Below are 17,400 nucleotides of genomic sequence, written 5' to 3'. Positions count from 1 at the left end.
GGTTGTAGTGAGCTTGTAGTTATACTACATGCCCGCCTCCCCCGCACGGCCAAACCGAGTCGGAGTTCCTGCTTTGAGCATTTCCTGTGACATGCTGGTCTTTGGCGGCACCGGCGACCTCGCCCTGCACAAGCTGCTGCCCGCCCTCTACCACCTGCATCGCGAAGGCCGCCTGCACGCCGAGGTGCGCATCGTCGCCCTGGCGCGCAGCCAGCACAGCCGCGCCGCCTACCAGGCCCTCGCCGAGCGCCGCTGCCGCGCCCAGGTGGCGCGGGCCGATTTCGACAACGACACCTGGCAGCGCTTCGCCGAGCGCCTCGACTACTTCGCCATGGACGCCGGGCAGAGCGCCGACTTCGGCCGCCTGGCCAAGTACCTGGGGGGTGACGAGGCGCGCGTGCGGGTGCACTACCTGGCCACCGCACCGGACCTGTTCGAGGACATCGCCGCGCACCTGCAGCTCGCCGGCCTGGCCGGGCCCAAGGCGCGCATCGTGCTGGAGAAACCGATCGGCCACTCGCTGGAGTCGGCTCAGGCGATCAACGCCGCCATCGGCGCGGTGTTCGACGAGTCACGGGTGTTCCGCATCGATCACTACCTGGGCAAGGAGACCGTGCAGAACCTGATGGCGCTGCGCTTCGCCAACGCCCTGTTCGAGCCGGTGTGGCGCGCCGGGCATATCGACCATGTGCAGATCAGCGTCTGCGAGACCCTCGGCGTGGAGAACCGCGGCGCCTACTACGACCATGCCGGGGCCATGCGCGACATGGTGCAGAACCACCTGCTGCAGTTGCTCTGCCTGGTGGCCATGGAGGCGCCGGTGCGCTTCGACGCCGAGGCGGTGCGCAACGAGAAGGTGAAGATACTCGAGGCGCTCAAACCCATCGGCGGCCTCGACGTGCAGGACAAGACCGTGCGCGGCCAGTACAGCGCCGGGGTCCTCGGCGGGCATGACGTGCCGGCGTACTACTTCGAGAAAAATGTCGACAACGACAGCGATACCGAGACCTTCGTCGCCCTCCAGGCGGAAATCGACAACTGGCGCTGGGCCGGCGTGCCGTTCTTCCTGCGCACCGGCAAGCGCATGGCGCGCAAGGCCTCGGAGATCCTCATCCAGTTCAAGCCGGTGCCGCACCGCCTGTTCGGCGACGGCGAAGCCAACCGCCTGCTGATCCGCCTGCAGCCGGAGGAACGCATCAGCCTGCAGCTGATGGCCAAGCACCCCGGCAAGGGCATGCGCCTGAAACCGGTGGAGCTGGACCTCAACCTGGCCGCGGCATTCAGCAAGCAGCGCCGCTGGGATGCCTACGAGCGCCTGCTGCTGGACGTGATCGAAGGCGACTCGACGCTGTTCATGCGCCGCGACGAGGTGGAAGCCGCCTGGGAGTGGATCGATCCGATCATCAAGGGCTGGCACCAGCACTACCAGAGCCCGCGCCCCTACCCGGCCGGCAGCAACGGCCCGGAGCAAGCGCAGAGCCTGCTGGAGCGGCATGGCCGGCAGTGGGCGGACTGAGCCCGGGCGCCGGGGCGGCGGCCATGGGCATCAGCACGTAGCCGCCTGCGCCCGCCGGAAATACAGCGGCAGCAGCCCCAGCACCAGCAGGCCCAGCGCGCCGGCGCACAAGAACAGTCCGGCATAACCCAGCCAGGCGGCCAGCAGCCCGCTGGTGGCGCCGACCAGGCCGCCGAGCAGCAGCTGCGCCGAGGCCTGCAGGGTGAAGTCGGCGCCTTCGTGCTCGGCGCGGCACTGGCGCATCATCGCGGCGAACAGCGCCACCGTGGACATGCCGTCGGCCGCCTGCTCGAACAGCGCCAGCAGATAGACCAGCGCGTGATCGCCACCAGCCTGCGCCAGCGCGGCCATGGCGCCGATGCCCAGGGCCTGCAGGGCACCGAACAGCAGCAGCGCCCGCAACGCGCCGAGGCGCGCGTAGAGCAGGCCGCCAAGCAACGCCCCGGCGATCCCCACCAGGCTGCTGATCAGGGTCAGCCGGCCCAGCTCGGCCGTGCTCCAGCCCTGGTCCACCAGCATCGGCTTGATCATCGGCGAACCGAGGGCGTCCCCCAGCTTGAAGCTCAGCAGCACCGCCAGCCACAGCAGCATGCCTGGCTGCACCAGCAGGCCGCGGTAGTGCCGCAGCAGCAGGCCGGGGCCGGACGGCTCGGCCAGCGCCGGGCGAAAGGGCAGCTGCTGGCGCTCGGCGAAGCGCCAGATCGGCACCAGGGTGAGCAGCAGCAACAGCAGCAGCAGGCCCATCGACAGGCTCCAGCCGAGGCTGTCGTAGACCAGCAGCAGGCCGCTGCCGCTGACCAGCATGCCGACCTTGTAGCCGCCCACCTGCAGGCTGTTGCCCAGGCCGCGCCAGCGCTCCGGCAGCAGGCGCACGGTGAGACCGTCGGTGGCGACGTCCTGGGTCGCCGCCGCCAGGTTGACCAGCAGCAGCAGGCCCAGCAACAGCGGCAGCTGGCTGCCGAACAGCTCGCCCGGCGCCAGCAGGGCGAGCCCGGCGACGACCAGGGCGATGCCGCCCTGCAGCGGCAGGATCCAGCCGCGATGATGGCCCAGACGCGGGGAGGACAGGCGGTCGACCCAGGGCGCCCAGAGCACCTTGAGCAACCAGGGCAGGGCCAGCAGCTTGAGCAGACCGATCAGCGCCAGATCGACGCCGTGCTGGCGCAGCAGCACCGGCAGCGAGTGGGCGATCAGCCCCGAGGGCAGGCCCTGGGCGCAATAGAGCGAGGCCAGCAACAGCAGGGTGGCGTTGGCGGGGCGACTATCGGATGTCGACATGGGTGCGTCTCGCGGTGCGAAGCACGCGACAGTAGCGGGCCGCGACCCGTCCGGACAATAGCTGTAACCGCGCCCAACCTGCGGCCGGGCCGCCTTCGGTCGCCACGGCTTGCATCATCCCGAGCAGCTGCTATCGCTAAGAGAAGGACTCACCTAGCGAAGGGACTTCGCCATGTTCAAATATCCCCTGATCGCGCTCCTCGCCCTGCTCCTGCTCACTTCCGGCTGCATGCTGGACCGTTCCGGCCTCGGCGGCGCACCGGGCGCGTTCGGCGTGCGCCCGACCCTGGCCTGCCCGGGCGACAGCGTGCTGATCGACTGGGACCTGCAGGTCCGCGCCGACCCCGGTTTCTGTCGCTTCGCCAACGGCAACACCCCCAGCCTGCAGAGCTGCAGCAGCTCATCCGATTGCGCCAGCGGCGCCTCCTGCGTGGACGGCCAGTGCAATGCCTGCGCGGCTATCGTCAATGTGCGTAACCGCACCACCGATTGCGCAACACCCAGCAACGCCGGCTGCCTGCCCAACATGAACGCGCGCCTCGAACTGACCCCCGAGCCGACTCCGCCTCTGGAGCGGGCCAGCGATATCTGGAACGAGCACCGCGGCGAACGCCAGTTCGTGGTCGAGCAGACCACCCGCATCGGCTTCTTCAGCGAGGTGATCGACATCGACGGCCAGCGCGCCGGAATACCCGGTTCGCTCGGCCGCTTCGATGCCGGCGCCACCGTGGTGGTGGTCGATCCCAACCTGACCCGCACCTCGCCCCACCCCTACGAGTGCCGCGGTACGCCGTTCTGGGCCGGCACCGTGCTGGAAGAACTGTTCGCCGGCGCCTCGGACAGGCTGCGAGTGGTCGCGGTGCGCAACCCCAACAGCTTCGCGGTGGAGGTCAGCGGTCTGACCCCGACGCCCCTGATCTTGCCGGCCCGGGCCACCCAAGGACTCGACCTTGCGATTCGTGGCCGCGTCGACGCACGCCCCGACCCCGCGCACCTGGCAACCCTGCCGCCGGTGATGTGCACGGCGGTGCAGGATAACGGACGTTACCCCGATGCCCCCCTGGAACTGACTGTCGGCTGCCTGCCGTGACCTCGGCGCGGCTCAAGCCTGCAATGTGACCGCCGCCTGCTCGCTCAGCAGGCGCGCGAACGCCTCGGCGGGTACCGGCTTGCTGATCAAATAGCCCTGGATCTCGTCGCAATGCTGGGCCTTGAGGAAGTCCATCTGCGCCTGGGTCTCCACCCCTTCGGCGACCACCTTGAGCTCCAGGCCGTGGGCCATGGCGATGATCGCCCGGGTGATCGCCGCGTCTTCGCCGCCGATCGCCAGGTCGCGGATGAAGCTCTGGTCGATCTTCACGTAATCCACCGGGAAGCGCTTGAGGTAGCTGAGCGAGGAGTAGCCCGTGCCGAAGTCGTCGATCGCCAGCTTGACCCCCAGCTCGCGCAACTGCTGGAAGGTGGCGATGACGCTCTCGACGTTGTCCAGCAGCTGGCTCTCGGTCAGCTCCAACTCCAGGTTGTGCGCGGCCAGGCCGGTGTCCTCCAGCACCTGGCGCACCAGGCTGGTCAGGTTGCCCTTGCGCAGCTGATGCACCGACAGGTTGACCGACACGCGCAGGTCGGCCAGGCCCTGCCGCTGCCACTCGCGCGCCTGCTGGCAGGCCTGGCGCAGGACGAACTCGCCGATCGGCGCAATCAGGCCGGTTTCCTCGGCCAGGCCGATGAACTCGCCGGGCGGCACCAGGCCCAGGCTCGGGTGGCGCCAGCGCACCAGCGCCTCGGCGGCCTTCACGCTGTCGTCGGCCAGGCACAGCTTGGGTTGATAGAACACCTCCAGCTGGCCTTCCTCGATCGCCTTGCGCAGCTGGTTCTCCAACTGCAGGCGCTCCAGGGTGCAGGCCTGCAGGTTGTCGGTATAGAACTGGAAGGTGTTGCCGCCCAGGTGCTTGGCATGCTGCATGGCCATGTTGGCCTGGCTGATCAGCGCGGAGATCTCCCGCGCGTTGTCCGGCAGCAGGCTGATGCCCACCGAGGCGCTGACCACCAGCTCCTCGCCGCCGACCAGCAGCGGCAGGCGCAGCTTGGCCAGCAGACGGCTGGCCATGCGCGCCAGGCTCGACAGGCTGCCGTAGGAATCGAGCAGCACGGCGAACTCGTCGCTGGACAGCCGCGCGATGGTGTCCGCCTCGGGCACGGCCTGGGCCAGGCGGCGACTCATCTGCCGCAGCAGCTGGTCGGCCAGCTCGTGACCGAGGCTGTCGTTGAGCAGCTTGAAGCGGTCCAGGTCGATGTGCAGCAGGGCCAGGCTGCGGCCGCTCTGCCGCGCGCGCTGGCTGGCCTCGTGCAGGCGCTGCTTGAACAGGCTGCGGTTGGCCAGGCCGGTAAGCTCGTCGTAATGCGACAGGTAGCGCAGGCGCTCCTCGGTCTCGCGCCGCGCCGACAGGTCGGCGAAGAAGCCGACGATGTGGCTGGCCTGGCCCCTGCCGTCGCGCACCACCTTGAGCTGCAGCCACTGCGGATACAGCTCGCCGTTCTTGCGGGTCTCGATCAGCTCGCCCTGCCAGCTGCCGACCGCCTCCAGCTCGAGGCGGATCATCTGGTACTGGCGGCGCGACTCGCGGCTGCCGATCAGGGTCGCCACGCTCTGGCCGACCAGCTCGTCCTGGCGATAGCCGGTGACCTGGCGGAACGCCTGGTTGACCGCCAGCAGGCGGTAGTCCGGATCGAGGATGACGATGCCTTCGCTGGCCGCCTCGAACACCGTGGCGGCCAGGCGCTGCTGTTCTTCCTGGAGCTTGCGCGCGCTGATGTCGCGGCGGGTGCCGAGCATGCGCAGGACCCGGCCCCTGGCGTCGCGCTCCACCGCGCGGCCACGGTCCTCGATCCACACCCAATGGCCGTTGGCGTGCTGGATGCGGTACTCGATCTGGTAGCCGTCGCTGCGGCCCTTGAAGTGCTCGACCAGGGCGCGGCGCAGCAGCGGCAGGTCGTCCGGGTGCAGCCGCGGCTTGAGGTCGCGCAGCATGATCTGCACGGCTTCCGGCTCCAGGCCGAAGATCTCCTTGAGGTGCGAGTGGTGCACCTCGTCGCTCTCCAGGTTCCAGTCCCACAGGCCCAGCTCGCTGGCCTCCAGGGCCAGGGCCAGGCGCGCCTGGCTCTTGCCCAGGGCCTGGGTGGCGGCGTCCAGCTCCAGGGTGCGCTCGGCCACGCGCACTTCCAGCGCGCCGTGGGCCTCACGCAGCTCGTGCTCGGCGCGCCAGCGCTGCTCGACCTCCCGCCCCAGCTCGGCATTCAGCCCCTCGGCCTGGCGCATGGCGTCCTCGAGATTGTCGATCAGCGCCAGGTTCTGAAAGCGCTGCAACAGGCTGCGCTGCAACAGGCGGTTGACCTGCCAGGCCACCACCAGCAACGCCAGGGCCAGGATCGAACCGACCAGGCCCCAGCCGCGCAGCAGCTGGTGGTCGCTCAGCAGCAGGTAGCCCAGGGTCGGCACCAGGCAGGGCAGCACGAAGGTCAGGAAGGCCGGCAGGCTGACCGCATAGGCGACACTGGCGGAGAGGATCGCCGCGGAGAGCAACCCCAGGAGCAGGGCCTGCTGGAAGAACTCGTCGGGCGGCACCAGGACGATGGCGGCGAAGGCCAGGGTCAGGCCGGAGACCCCGGCGCCGACGAGAAAGCGCCAGCGCCAGTGCGACTGGGCCTGGGCCTCGGCCGGCGCGGCATTGAAGGCGGTCACCTGGACCAGGCGCAGCAGCGCCAGCAGCACCAGCCAGACCAGCCAGACGCTCAGCAACAGGCGGTTGTGCGGCGCCCACAGCAGGAAGACACAGGCCAGGCCGGTGAGCAGCATCAACAGGGTCGGCACCCGCGAACCGTGATAGAGCAGGCGGGTGCGCTCCACGGCGATATCGGTGGCGAACGGGCGACGGCTGGGGCTGCCCTCGTCCAGCGGAGGCTGCGTGACGGCGGCATGTGTGGTGGCGGTCATAGGCGATGTTCTTGTAGTGGTTGCCTAGGCGTCGGCGGAGCATACCCGAGGCAGACGCCTGGCCCAACCGTCCGCTGCAGCCATTTCGTCGGTTGCAAGAGCGACTTTGGTCGTGGCCAGAGGCCCGACACGGCACCCGGCCTGGTGACCAGCCGGTCGTCCACGCCAGCCCGACATGCGTCGCGGTTTGCCCTGCCTGGCCCCGCCCCCTAGAATGCCGCGATGCATGACGACCTCTCGCTTCTCCTCAATTCCCTCAACGATGCCCAACGCCAGGCCGTAGCCGCCGGCCTGGGCCGTCAGTTGGTCCTGGCCGGCGCCGGCTCCGGCAAGACCCGGGTGCTGGTGCACCGCATCGCCTGGCTGATCCAGGTCGAGCGTGCCTCGCCGCACAGCATCCTGTCGGTGACCTTCACCAACAAGGCCGCCGCCGAGATGCGCGCGCGCATCGAACAGATGCTCGGGATGAATCCGGCCGGCATGTGGGTCGGCACCTTCCACGGCCTGGCCCACCGCCTGCTGCGCGCGCACTGGCAGGAAGCCGGGCTGGCCGAGAACTTCCAGATCCTCGATTCCGACGACCAGCAGCGCCTGGTCAAGCGGGTGATCCGCGAGCTGGGCCTGGACGAGCAGCGCTGGCCGGCGCGCCAGGCTCAGTGGTTCATCAACGGGCAGAAGGACGAGGGCCTGAGGCCGAACAACATCCAGCCCGGCGGCGACCTGTTCCTCGCCACCATGCTGAAGATCTACGAAGCCTACGAGGCGGCCTGCGCCCGCGCCGGGGTCATCGACTTCTCCGAGCTGCTGCTGCGCGCCCTGGACCTGTGGCGCGACAAGCCCGGCCTGCTCGAGCACTACCAGCGGCGTTTCCGCCACATTCTGGTCGACGAGTTCCAGGACACCAACGCCGTGCAGTACGCCTGGCTGCGCCTGCTGGCCAAGGGCGGTGACAGCCTGATGGTGGTGGGCGACGACGACCAGTCGATCTACGGCTGGCGCGGCGCGCGGATCGAGAACATCCAGCAGTTCTCCGACGACTTCAAGGACGCCGAGGTGATCCGCCTGGAGCAGAACTACCGCTCCAGCGCCGGCATCCTCAAGGCCGCCAACGCGCTGATCGCCAACAACCAGGGGCGCCTGGGCAAGGAGCTGTGGACCGAAGGCGGCGACGGCGAACCGATCAGCCTGTACGCGGCGTTCAACGAACACGACGAAGCCCGCTACGTGGTCGAGACCATCGAGGACGCCCTGCGCAAGGAAGGCCTCAAGCGCAGCGAGATCGCCATCCTCTACCGCTCCAACGCCCAGTCGCGGGTGCTGGAAGAGGCGCTGCTGCGCGAGAAGATCCCCTACCGCATCTACGGCGGCCAGCGCTTCTTCGAGCGCGCCGAGATCAAGAACGCCATGGCCTACCTGCGCCTGCTCGACGGCCGCGGCAACGACGCGGCGCTCGAACGGGTGATCAACGTGCCGGCGCGCGGCATCGGCGAGAAGACCGTCGAGGCGATCCGCGAATACGCCCGCGCCCATGAGGTCTCGATGTGGGAGGCGATCCGCCTGATGGTCGCCGCCAAGGCCCTGCCGGGAAGAGCCTCTGGCGCGTTGGCCGGCTTTATCGAGCTGATCGAGAACCTGGCCGCCAAGGTCCTGAGCATGCCGCTGCACCTGATGACCCAGACGGTCATCGAGCAGAGCGGGCTGATCGCCTACCACAAGGCGGAAAAAGGCGAGAAGGCCCAGGCGCGCATCGAGAACCTCGAGGAACTGGTCAGCGCCGCGCGGGCCTTCGACAACGACGAAGACGACGAGCTGTCGCCGCTGCAGGCCTTCCTCAGCCACGCCTCGCTGGAGGCCGGCGACACCCAGGCGGCGGAGAACGAAGACAGCATCCAGCTGATGACCCTGCACAGCGCCAAGGGCCTGGAATTCCCCCAGGTGTTCCTGGTCGGCATGGAAGAGGGCCTGTTCCCGCACAAGATGAGCCTGGAAGAACCCGGGCGCCTCGAGGAAGAACGACGCCTGGCCTACGTCGGCATCACCCGCGCCATGCACAAGCTGGTGATCACCTACGCCGAGACCCGCCGCCTGTACGGCAGCGAGACCTACAACAAGGTGTCGCGCTTCGTCCGCGAGATCCCGCCACAACTGATCCAGGAAGTGCGCCTGTCCAACAGCGTCAGCCGCCCCCTGGGCGCGAGCAGCCGCAACATGAGCGGCGCCAGCATGTTCGCCGGCAGCGCCGTACCGGAAACCGCCTTCAGCCTCGGCCAGCGCGTGCAGCACTCGCTGTTCGGCGAGGGCACCATCCTCAACTTCGAGGGCGCCGGGGCCCAGGCCCGGGTCCAGGTGAACTTCGAGAACGAAGGCAGCAAGTGGCTGATGCTCAGCTACGCCAAGCTGCAAGCGCTTTAACAAGACCAACAACCACACCACCGCGCAATTGGGGAGATATTCGATGAACCGCCGTTTCCTGTTCGGCGCCGCTGCGGCGCTGCTCGCCGCCATCGGTCTGGCCGGCTGCAATGACGAAAAAGCCACCACTGAGCAAGCCGCGACCGAGCAAGCACAGACCTATCAATGGAAGATGGTCACCGCCTGGCCGAAGAACTTCCCTGGCCTGGGCACCGCCGCCGAGCGCCTGGCCGAGCGGGTCGCGACCATGAGCAACGGCCGCCTGACCATCAAGGTCTACGCCGGTGGCGAACTGGTGCCGCCGCTGGAGGTGTTCGATGCGGTGTCGCGCGGCACCGCCGAGCTCGGCCATGGCGCCGCCTATTACTGGAAGGGCAAGGTACCGGCGGCGCAGTTCTTCACTGCCGTGCCGTTCGGCCTGTCCACCCCGGAGATGAACGCCTGGCTGAGCAAGGGTGGCGGCCAGCAGCTGTGGGACGAGGCCTATGCCCCCTTTGGCGTGAAGCCACTGGCGGTGGGCAATACCGGCATGCAGATGGGCGGCTGGTACAACAAGGAAATCAACTCCCTGGATGACCTCAAGGGCCTGAAGATCCGCATGCCGGGTCTCGGCGGCGAGGTGCTCAGCCGCCTCGGCGCGACCACCGTGAACCTGCCCGGCGGCGAGATATTCACCGCCCTGCAGACCAACGCGATCGACGCCACCGACTGGGTCAGCCCCTACAACGACCTGGCCTTCGGCCTGCACAAGGCGGCCAAGTTCTACTACTACCCGGGCTGGCAGGAGCCCCAGGCGGTGCTCGAGCTGCTGATCAACCAGAAGGCCCTCGACAGCCTGCCGGCCGACCTGCAGGCGATCCTCACCGAGGCGACCCGCGCCGCCAACCAGGACATGCTGGACGACTACGTCTACCACAACGCCATGGCCCTGGATCAGCTCAAGCAGCAGGGCACCCTGCTCAAGCGCTTCCCCGACGAGGTGCTGCAGGCCATGCAGTTCCAGTCCGAGGAAGTACTCGGTGAGCTGGCCGCACAGAGCGAGCTGAACGGACGCATCTGGGCCTCGATGAAAGCCTTCCAGGCCCAGGTCGCCCAGATGCACCAGCTGTCCGAGAAGGAGCTGTACAACTGGCGTTGAGCGCACCCGCGCCTGACTGCCACACCATGCAAGCGGAGCCTTCGGGCTCCGTTTGTCGTTTCCGCCCTGCCCCTCTGCGCGCCCGGCCCATACTCTGAAACGAGGTGAGCCGATGAAGAAAACCACCGTCACCGCGCCGAAGATCCTCGACGCCGCGCTGGAACTGGCCGATGTCTGCGGTTGGGAGCGCCTGCACCTGTTCGACGTCGCCGCCCAGTTGGGCGTCGGCCTGGACAGCATCGCCCTGCACTACCGGGAGAAGGATCAACTGGTCGAGGCCTGGTTCGACCGCGCCGACCACGCCTTGTTGACCCGGGCGACGGCCGCCGACCTGATCACCCTGGACCCGGCCAGGCGCCTGGAAGAACTGCTGATCGCCTGGCTCGACTGCCTCGCCGCCCACCGTGAGGTGACCGGGCAGATGCTGCTGTACAAGCTGGAACCCGGGCACATCCACCTGCAGGTGCTCGGCCTGCTGCGCGTCAGCCGCACCGTGCAGTGGTGGCGCGAGGCGGCGCAGCGCGAGGCCATTCACCTGCATCGGGTCGCCGAAGAGAGCCTGCTCAGCGGCGCCTACCTGCGCACGGTGCTGCACTGGCTTCGCCACCCCGACGAGGAGCCGGCCGAGCTGCGCGCCTACCTGCGCCGGCAGCTGCGCATCGGCCCCTTGCTGATGCTGTTGCGGCCCTGAACCTGATTCGGCGCCTCTCTGCGAGCCCCTAGCGCGATGGCCAGCGGCGGCGGAACCGACAATAGGCAAAAGTCCGAAACACTCTGCGGCTGGCCTTAATCGCCCTGGCCGTGCAAGATGCCGTGCAGCGTTCCAACCACCAAGAGACGACCGATCATGCAGCGTTTCCTCAGCATCGCCCTGGCCATGTGCCTGAGCCTGGGCCTTACCATGAGTTTCGAAGCCGAAGCCAAGCGCCTGGGCGGCGGCAAGTCGTTCGGCTCCGCGCCGAGCCACCAGACTCGCCAGGCTGCGCCACAAGGCCAGTCGGCCGCCACCGCGCCGACCGCCGGTCGTCAGCCTGCCGCTGCCAGCGGCGCCTCGCGCTGGCTCGGCCCACTGGCCGGCCTGGCCGCCGGTGGCCTGCTGGCCTCGATGTTCATGGGTGACGGCTTCGAAGGCCTGCAGATCATGGACATGCTGATCTTCGGCCTGATCGCCTTCCTGCTGTTCCGCTTCCTCGCCGCCCGCCGCCGTCAGGCCCAGCCGGCCATGGCCGGTGGCGCGCCCTACCAGCGGGAAATGCCGGCCGCCGCCAACCCGGTGTTCGGCGGCGGCAGCGCCGCGATCAAGCCGGTGATCAACGCCCCGGCCTGGTTCAACGAGCAGAGCTTCGTCAGCGCCGGCCGCGAGCACTTCCTCAGCCTGCAGCAGCACTGGGACGCCAACGAGATGGACAAGATCGCCGAGTTCGTCACCCCGCAGCTGCTGGACTTCCTCAAGCGCGAGCGCGCCGAGCTGGGCGACGGCTTCCAGTCGACCTACATCGACAACCTCGACGTGCAGCTGGACGGCGTCGACGACATGAGCGACAAGACCGTGGCCACCCTGACCTTCAGCGGCGTGTCGAAGACTTCGCGCTTCGACCAGGGCGAGGCCTTCAGCGAAAGCTGGCGTCTGGAGCGTGCCGTCGGCGACAACCAGCCGTGGCTGGTGGCGGGCATCCGCCAGAACTGACCGGTTCCCGGTACAGCGCGAACCCCAGGCCTGCCTGGGGTTTTTTATGTCCAGGCGTCAGCGCCGGCCAGCCTGCTTCTTGCCTGTGCCATGACGGCGCCGACAGGCGATGGAGCGACGCCGATAGTAGATCGGCGGCCGCGGCGCCTCAGGCCTGCGGGCACAGCTCGCAGACTTCGGCACGGGGCACCAGCTTGAGAAACTGCTCGGTGCTCATGTGCACCAGGCTCTCGTGATCGCCGGCCTCGAAGTAGATGTCCTGCTGGCGGGTCAGCAGCGGATCGACCCGCATGTTCATCCCGTAGGGCTCGCCAACCGCCGGCACCGCACCGAGCTCGCAGTCCTTGAACAGGCCGGCGATGTCCGCTTCGCTGCTCAGCTGCCAGAGCTCGTCGCCCTTGCAGACCATGCTCATGTCCAGGTGACGGTTGGCCGGGAGCACGGCCATCAGGTAGTGCCCCTTGCGGTCGTCGAGGATCACCGGCTTGGCCAGACGCTCGGCCGGCACGCTGGCGACTCGCGCCGATTCCAGGCTGCTCTCCGAATGCGGGTGGGGCACGATATCGAATTTAATCTGCGCTCGCTCCAGGCTGCGCTGGACTGTTGCTGCCATATGCATGATGCACCTCCGGTTCACGCCCGCGCTGCGGGCTGCAAATGAGCGACCGGCTCATGCTTGAATTCTAGTTGCCGGGGCCCCATCAGGCAGAACACTTGATGCTAGCAGCGGCCGCCAACAGCAGTTACGGGCCTATGCGCGCGAAGGCATTGGCCCGCCGCCCGGACCAGGGGTGAGCACGGACACCGACTGTGCTTTATCCTCGCGGCATCGGCTGCTGTATAAAGCCCATCCCCATGCATGAGGACCTGTTGTCGTGGAAGAAGTGATCGATCAGCTGCGCGAATTGAACGAGCCGGTACCGGTGCCGTTGGAACTTCCGGACGAGGAAACCCTTGTGGATATCCAGGAACAGATCCTCATCCACCTGCCCTATGCCCTGCGCGAATTCCTGCTCACCGTCAGCGACGTGGTCTACGGCCGCCTGGAGCCGGTGACCGCCGCCGACCCGCAGTCACACACCTACCTACCGGAAGTCGCCGCCACCGCCTGGTCCCTCGGGGTTCCGCGAGAGTATGTGCCGCTGTGTGAAGACCAGGGCAACTACTACGTCGTGGAAGAAGACGGCACCGTATTGTTGTGGGAGGCCGACACCGGCGAGATCAATGAGGATGAATCCTGGGAGTCGGTGTGGCACTGGGTCCGCGACGTCTGGCTGGAGAGCTGAGCGGCTCAGCAGTCAGCAACTGGTACAAGGGGGTAGCAGGCAACGGGCCGTCGGTTGCCCGGCCTCCAAGCGAGGGTCCAGACAGCACAGAAAATTTCCGGATGGCAGATATCAAATGGCCATATTTTTGGCTACTATCCGCGCGCTTTGTCCGGGGCGTCTCGCCACTAGGCCTGACAACCGACGCAACCCTCCACAGATGCCTCGCACGGAAGCGATTGAAAACGATCTCGCACCCAAGGATGAACAATGCCGTCTGTCTCTTTCTGCAAGACCCTCCTCGCCCTGGCCGTGACCGGCGCAGTCACGCCGGCCCTCGCGATAAGCCTTTCTCTCACCAACCTCGGGATCGAGCTAAACGAGGATAGCTTCAACGAAAGCGTCGAAGTCATCGGTGCTTTTACCAGCAGCAACAGCGACCAAGATGCGATCGAACTCAACAGCATCGACATCGACGGCGACCTTATCCTCAACGCCACAATCGATGCCTACGGCGATAACGCTGGCGGCCTGGGTCTGGGCCTGACCAATGACGCGACGCCAGTGCCGTATATTAGCGGCAGCCTGATCAACAAGGGCAGCATCTCGGTCACCGGCGGTGGCGCCGCCGCCATGCTTTTGGATCCCGCAAACATCGAAGGTAACCTCGTCAACCAAGGCATCCTGAGCGCCACTGGTGGCGTGCATTGGGGCGAAGGCGTCCGAGCGCTCGAGTTCTCCGGCATGTCTCAGATCAGCGGAAACCTGATCAACACCGCCAGCGGTAAGATCCTGGCGGAGGGCCAAAAGGCCAAGGGGATGCTGCTGATGGGCAGCGATCTTGAAGGCAAACTGATTAACCACGGCCTGATCCAGGCCATTGGTGAAGATGCCCGCGCTATCGATGTAACCGCTACAGAGTCGGCCACTCTCGTCATGCCTTTCTTCATGGGCGAAATCGAAAACAGCGGCCGAATCATCGCGCTGGGTAAGAACTCGATTGGCCTGCTGCTCGACGGTATGACATACGACAGCAACGAACAAACTCATGTGAGCAACACCGGTTCGATCGAAGGGCAAGGCGCCGCTATTCAAATCGGCACTTTCAGCATCGAAGGCGGCACAGCTCGCTCTCCGCTGCGAATCGCCAACAGCGGCGTCATGTCTTCCCAGAGTCGCGCCATTGATGCAAGCGAGGCAAGCGGCCCGGTCTATCTGACCGCAACTGGCGGCAGTATCACCGGCAACCTAATCGACCTGAGTAATATCGAAATTTACGGCAATGTGACCTTCACTGGCAGCGACAGCGAAGACGCCCATATCCGCATGAAGGATATGGCACACAGCGGTTGGATCGATGTTGGCAGCACCTCCGACAAGCGCGTCGGTCATTTCGAGCTGGGCCTCCCCCATACCCGCCTGGACGGCAACATCTATGTCGCCGGTAACTCCTCGCTTGGTCTGAACCTGAGCCGCACAACCGACCCGAGCAAGGCCATTTTGGATGTCGCTGGCACGGCTGAGTTCGCCCAAGGGGCGCTAATCAAACTGGCTGCCCAGGGCAGCGACTTCAGCGCTCAGGCCAAAGAATACAAGCTCATCAAAGCCGGCGCCCTCGAGCACAATGGCCTGTCGGTGACCAGTAGCTCGGCCTTTCTGAATGTCGATAGTTTTGTGGCACAAGGCAACGAGGTGACCGCCAAAGTCAGCACCAAGAGCTCTGTCCAGGTAGCCGAAGCCATCAGGCAGACAGGTGCCACCGGCAACGCGCAGGTCGCTACCGCGAGCTTCGTCACTGGTATGAATCAGCTGGCCCTGAGCAACCCGAACGATCCGGTGCTGCAAGCCTTTATTGCTGCCGGTAACGATCCGGTAAAGCTGGCCAAGCTGGCCGAACAGTTGCAGCCACAGAATACCGCTGGCGCGGTTCAGGCAGCGGCAGGCAGCCAGAACAAGGTGGCAGGTGCCACTGGCGCGCGCAGCAGCTCCACTCGCGGCATGGCGTCGGGTGACGCCTTTAAGGAAACCGGTGTCTGGCTCCAGGGTCTGCACAGCGAAGCCAACCAAGACCTGCGTGACGGCGTGGCGGGCTATACGGCTCGCACCGACGGCGTCATTGTCGGCGCCGATGGCAAGATCGACGACCGGACCACACTTGGCGTGGCCTACAGCTACCTCGACAGCCGCGTGAACGGCGATAACGGAAACACCACCCAGGTGGATAGTCACGCCATCACCCTGTACGGGGGCTATAGCGAGGGCAACGTCTTCGTCGATGCCAGCGTGACCGCCGGTTTCAACGACAACGCGAGCAAGCGCCAGATCGCTACCACGGTTGCCAAGGGCAATTACGACACTAATCTGCTTGGCCTCAATCTGATGGCTGGTTACGCCTACCCCCTGAGCAGTGCGTTGCTGGTCGAACCACGTCTTGCCGCACGCTTCAGCCAGATAAAAATCGACGGCTACAGCGAGTCCGGCTCGTCGGCCGCGCTGAAAGTTGATGGCCAGACACATGAGGCGGCAGAACTCGGTGCTGGTGTGCGTCTGGCAGGCAACATGGATGCAGGTCAGGGCACGCTGGTTCCCGAGATCAGGCTGATGGCATACCACGACTTCGGCGCCGACAAGAGCGAGAGCACCTCCAGCTTCGTGCTCGGCGGAACACCGTTTTCCACCTCCGGCGCAAGGCCAGCACGCGACAGCTATGAAGTTGGCATCGGCGCGGACTACAGCCTCGGCGCGCTGACAGTAGGCGCCAGCTACGATCGCCTGGAGAAGAGCGACTACGCGTCGGACACCTTCACGGCCAAAGTTCGCTACAACTTCTAGGCATGAAGTGCACAAGCTTCGGCCCGCGCTCGCGGGCCAGAGTTTGGCTGTAGGCACTCACCAGTCGACGATACCCGCCTACCCCAGCAGGCGGCACAATTTCCCCCGGATGCTTGGCGCTCCTGCCAGGCCCCTTTCGAAATCACAAGTCCGCGTCTACATCGAAGGCCATGGCGACAGCGCCAACTGAGCAAGCAGCATCGGCCAAGTTGAACAAGCCTAGGTCAACGCATTGGGTATCTGAATGTCCCGCCTTATAGTCTGTGGCACAGCGCGCGAAGCCTAAGCATTGACACAACCGGAACCGCGAACAGATGATGTGCTGATAATCGAACATTTCGTTCAAAATAATATGGCTCCCTGATCGCAAGAATTTGAAACAGCGAGCGCCTACTCGACGCAGCAGTTCACCCCCCAAGGAGGCTCGCCCGGCCAGCCAGGCGACGCTAAGTGCTTGCACTTTCCTAGACTTGATTGAATTTAGCCCAGGAGGACCGCCCCATGAGCACGCCCGTTATCCTCATCACCGGCGCCGCCGGCGGCCTCGGCCGCGCCATCGCCAAGCGCTTCTCGCAGAGTCACTGGCGGGTCACGGCCACCGATGTCGACAAGGGCGGCCTGCATGCGCTCAATGGCCAGGTGCCACTGGATTTCAGCAGCACCGCCGACCTGCGCAGCGCCGACAACTGCCATGAACTGATCGCCAAGGTGATGGCCAGCACCGGGCGCCTGGACGCGGTGATCAATGCCGCCGGGGTCTGGCGCGAGGGGCCGGTGGCGCAGTTCAGCGAAGAGGATTTCGACCTGGTCATGGGCGTCAACCTCAAGGCCGCCTTCTACCTCAGCCAGGCGGCCATCCCGCACCTCAAGGAATTTCGCGGCTGCATCGTCAATATCGCCAGCGACGCCGGACGCCAGGCCTATCGCGGCTCGGCGGCCTACTGCGCGAGCAAGGCGGCGCTGGTGATGCTGAGCAAGACCCTGGCCCTGGAGCTGGCCGAGCACGGGGTGCGGGTCAATGCGGTGTCGCCCGGCGATATCGCCACGCCGATGCTCGACTACCAGGCCGAGCGCTACGGCAACGGCAACCCCACGGCCTACAAGCGCGAGCTGCTGAGCCTCTACCCGCAGGGCCGGGGGGCGCGCTTCCTGCGTCCGGAGGAAGTCGCCGAGATGGTCTGGTACCTGTGCCAGCCCCATGCCGAGGCGATCACCGGCGCCGACCTGGCCATCGACTTCGGGCTTTCCGCCGGCAAGTAGGCGCAGACGGCTCGGCCGCGC

The 17,400-nt window shown here is 66.4% G+C and carries 12 protein-coding genes; 9 read left to right on the top strand and 3 right to left on the bottom strand.

Going from position 1 to position 17,400, the window contains the following annotated elements; translation table 11 throughout:
• Positions 1-28: 28 nt before the first annotated feature.
• Entirely contained in the window at positions 29-1,516 is a 1,488-nt protein-coding gene (gene zwf / locus LPB260_RS20535) for a glucose-6-phosphate dehydrogenase (RefSeq protein WP_208707719.1), read from the top strand.
• Between the two features lie 30 nt (positions 1,517-1,546).
• On the opposite strand, the gene LPB260_RS20530 is transcribed toward zwf, so the two are convergent.
• Entirely contained in the window at positions 1,547-2,794 is a 1,248-nt protein-coding gene (locus LPB260_RS20530) for an MFS transporter (protein WP_208707718.1), read from the bottom strand.
• Positions 2,795-2,966: 172 nt separating this feature from the next.
• On the opposite strand from LPB260_RS20530, the gene LPB260_RS20525 reads away from it, so the two are divergent.
• The gene (locus tag LPB260_RS20525) at positions 2,967-3,884 is read left to right on the top strand and encodes a hypothetical protein (protein ID WP_208707717.1); all 918 of its coding nucleotides are present in this window, start codon (positions 2,967-2,969) and stop codon (positions 3,882-3,884) included.
• 12 nt (positions 3,885-3,896) lie between these two features.
• On the opposite strand, the gene LPB260_RS20520 is transcribed toward LPB260_RS20525, so the two are convergent.
• Positions 3,897-6,785: an EAL domain-containing protein gene (locus LPB260_RS20520; RefSeq protein ID WP_208707716.1), complete on the bottom strand. Its 2,889-nt coding sequence runs from the start codon at positions 6,783-6,785 to the stop codon at positions 3,897-3,899.
• Positions 6,786-7,007: 222 nt separating this feature from the next.
• Here LPB260_RS20520 and uvrD point away from each other — a divergent pair, with 222 nt between their 5' ends.
• The 4 genes from uvrD to LPB260_RS20500 all read left to right on the top strand — a co-directional run bounded on the left by uvrD (position 7,008) and on the right by LPB260_RS20500 (position 12,022).
• Positions 7,008-9,197: a DNA helicase II gene (gene uvrD / locus LPB260_RS20515; RefSeq protein ID WP_208707715.1), complete on the top strand. Its 2,190-nt coding sequence runs from the start codon at positions 7,008-7,010 to the stop codon at positions 9,195-9,197.
• Between the two features lie 43 nt (positions 9,198-9,240).
• A complete protein-coding gene (locus tag LPB260_RS20510) occupies positions 9,241-10,335 on the top strand; it encodes a TRAP transporter substrate-binding protein (RefSeq protein ID WP_208707714.1) in 1,095 nt (364 codons plus the stop codon).
• A gap of 112 nt (positions 10,336-10,447) precedes the next feature.
• Positions 10,448-11,026 (top strand): TetR/AcrR family transcriptional regulator, encoded by a 579-nt coding sequence (locus LPB260_RS20505; RefSeq protein WP_208707713.1) that lies wholly within the window; start codon positions 10,448-10,450, stop codon positions 11,024-11,026.
• A 156-nt stretch (positions 11,027-11,182) separates the two neighbouring features.
• A complete protein-coding gene (locus LPB260_RS20500) occupies positions 11,183-12,022 on the top strand; it encodes a Tim44 domain-containing protein (RefSeq protein WP_208707712.1) in 840 nt (279 codons plus the stop codon).
• A gap of 148 nt (positions 12,023-12,170) precedes the next feature.
• Here the strand turns inward: LPB260_RS20500 and LPB260_RS20495 are convergent, their stop codons facing one another.
• Complete coding sequence (locus LPB260_RS20495) at positions 12,171-12,641, bottom strand: aminoacyl-tRNA deacylase (protein ID WP_208707711.1); 471 nt, start codon at positions 12,639-12,641, stop codon at positions 12,171-12,173.
• A 256-nt stretch (positions 12,642-12,897) separates the two neighbouring features.
• Between LPB260_RS20495 and LPB260_RS20490 the strand changes: the two genes are divergently transcribed.
• The 3 genes from LPB260_RS20490 to LPB260_RS20480 all read left to right on the top strand — a co-directional run bounded on the left by LPB260_RS20490 (position 12,898) and on the right by LPB260_RS20480 (position 17,379).
• Complete coding sequence (locus LPB260_RS20490; RefSeq protein ID WP_208707710.1) at positions 12,898-13,308, top strand: SMI1/KNR4 family protein; 411 nt, start codon at positions 12,898-12,900, stop codon at positions 13,306-13,308.
• A 249-nt stretch (positions 13,309-13,557) separates the two neighbouring features.
• Complete coding sequence (locus LPB260_RS20485) at positions 13,558-16,119, top strand: autotransporter outer membrane beta-barrel domain-containing protein (protein ID WP_208707709.1); 2,562 nt, start codon at positions 13,558-13,560, stop codon at positions 16,117-16,119.
• Between the two features lie 501 nt (positions 16,120-16,620).
• On the top strand, positions 16,621-17,379 hold the full coding sequence (locus LPB260_RS20480) for an SDR family NAD(P)-dependent oxidoreductase (protein ID WP_208707708.1): 759 nt from the start codon (positions 16,621-16,623) through the stop codon (positions 17,377-17,379).
• Positions 17,380-17,400 lie beyond the last annotated feature (21 nt).

The organism is Pseudomonas sp. LPB0260 (assembly GCF_013388395.1).
The sequence above is the reverse complement of the archived record's forward strand: the minus strand, read 5'-3'. Positions and strand labels throughout refer to the sequence as shown.

Coding starts and splice junctions, on each gene's coding strand:
- zwf (WP_208707719.1), top strand. CDS start 29: ATGCCCGCCTCCCCCGCACGGCCAAACCGAGTCGGAGTTCCTGCTTTG.
- LPB260_RS20530 (WP_208707718.1), bottom strand. CDS start 2,794: ATGTCGACATCCGATAGTCGCCCCGCCAACGCCACCCTGCTGTTGCTG.
- LPB260_RS20525 (WP_208707717.1), top strand. CDS start 2,967: ATGTTCAAATATCCCCTGATCGCGCTCCTCGCCCTGCTCCTGCTCACT.
- LPB260_RS20520 (WP_208707716.1), bottom strand. CDS start 6,785: ATGACCGCCACCACACATGCCGCCGTCACGCAGCCTCCGCTGGACGAG.
- uvrD (WP_208707715.1), top strand. CDS start 7,008: ATGCATGACGACCTCTCGCTTCTCCTCAATTCCCTCAACGATGCCCAA.
- LPB260_RS20510 (WP_208707714.1), top strand. CDS start 9,241: ATGAACCGCCGTTTCCTGTTCGGCGCCGCTGCGGCGCTGCTCGCCGCC.
- LPB260_RS20505 (WP_208707713.1), top strand. CDS start 10,448: ATGAAGAAAACCACCGTCACCGCGCCGAAGATCCTCGACGCCGCGCTG.
- LPB260_RS20500 (WP_208707712.1), top strand. CDS start 11,183: ATGCAGCGTTTCCTCAGCATCGCCCTGGCCATGTGCCTGAGCCTGGGC.
- LPB260_RS20495 (WP_208707711.1), bottom strand. CDS start 12,641: ATGCATATGGCAGCAACAGTCCAGCGCAGCCTGGAGCGAGCGCAGATT.
- LPB260_RS20485 (WP_208707709.1), top strand. CDS start 13,558: ATGCCGTCTGTCTCTTTCTGCAAGACCCTCCTCGCCCTGGCCGTGACC.
- LPB260_RS20480 (WP_208707708.1), top strand. CDS start 16,621: ATGAGCACGCCCGTTATCCTCATCACCGGCGCCGCCGGCGGCCTCGGC.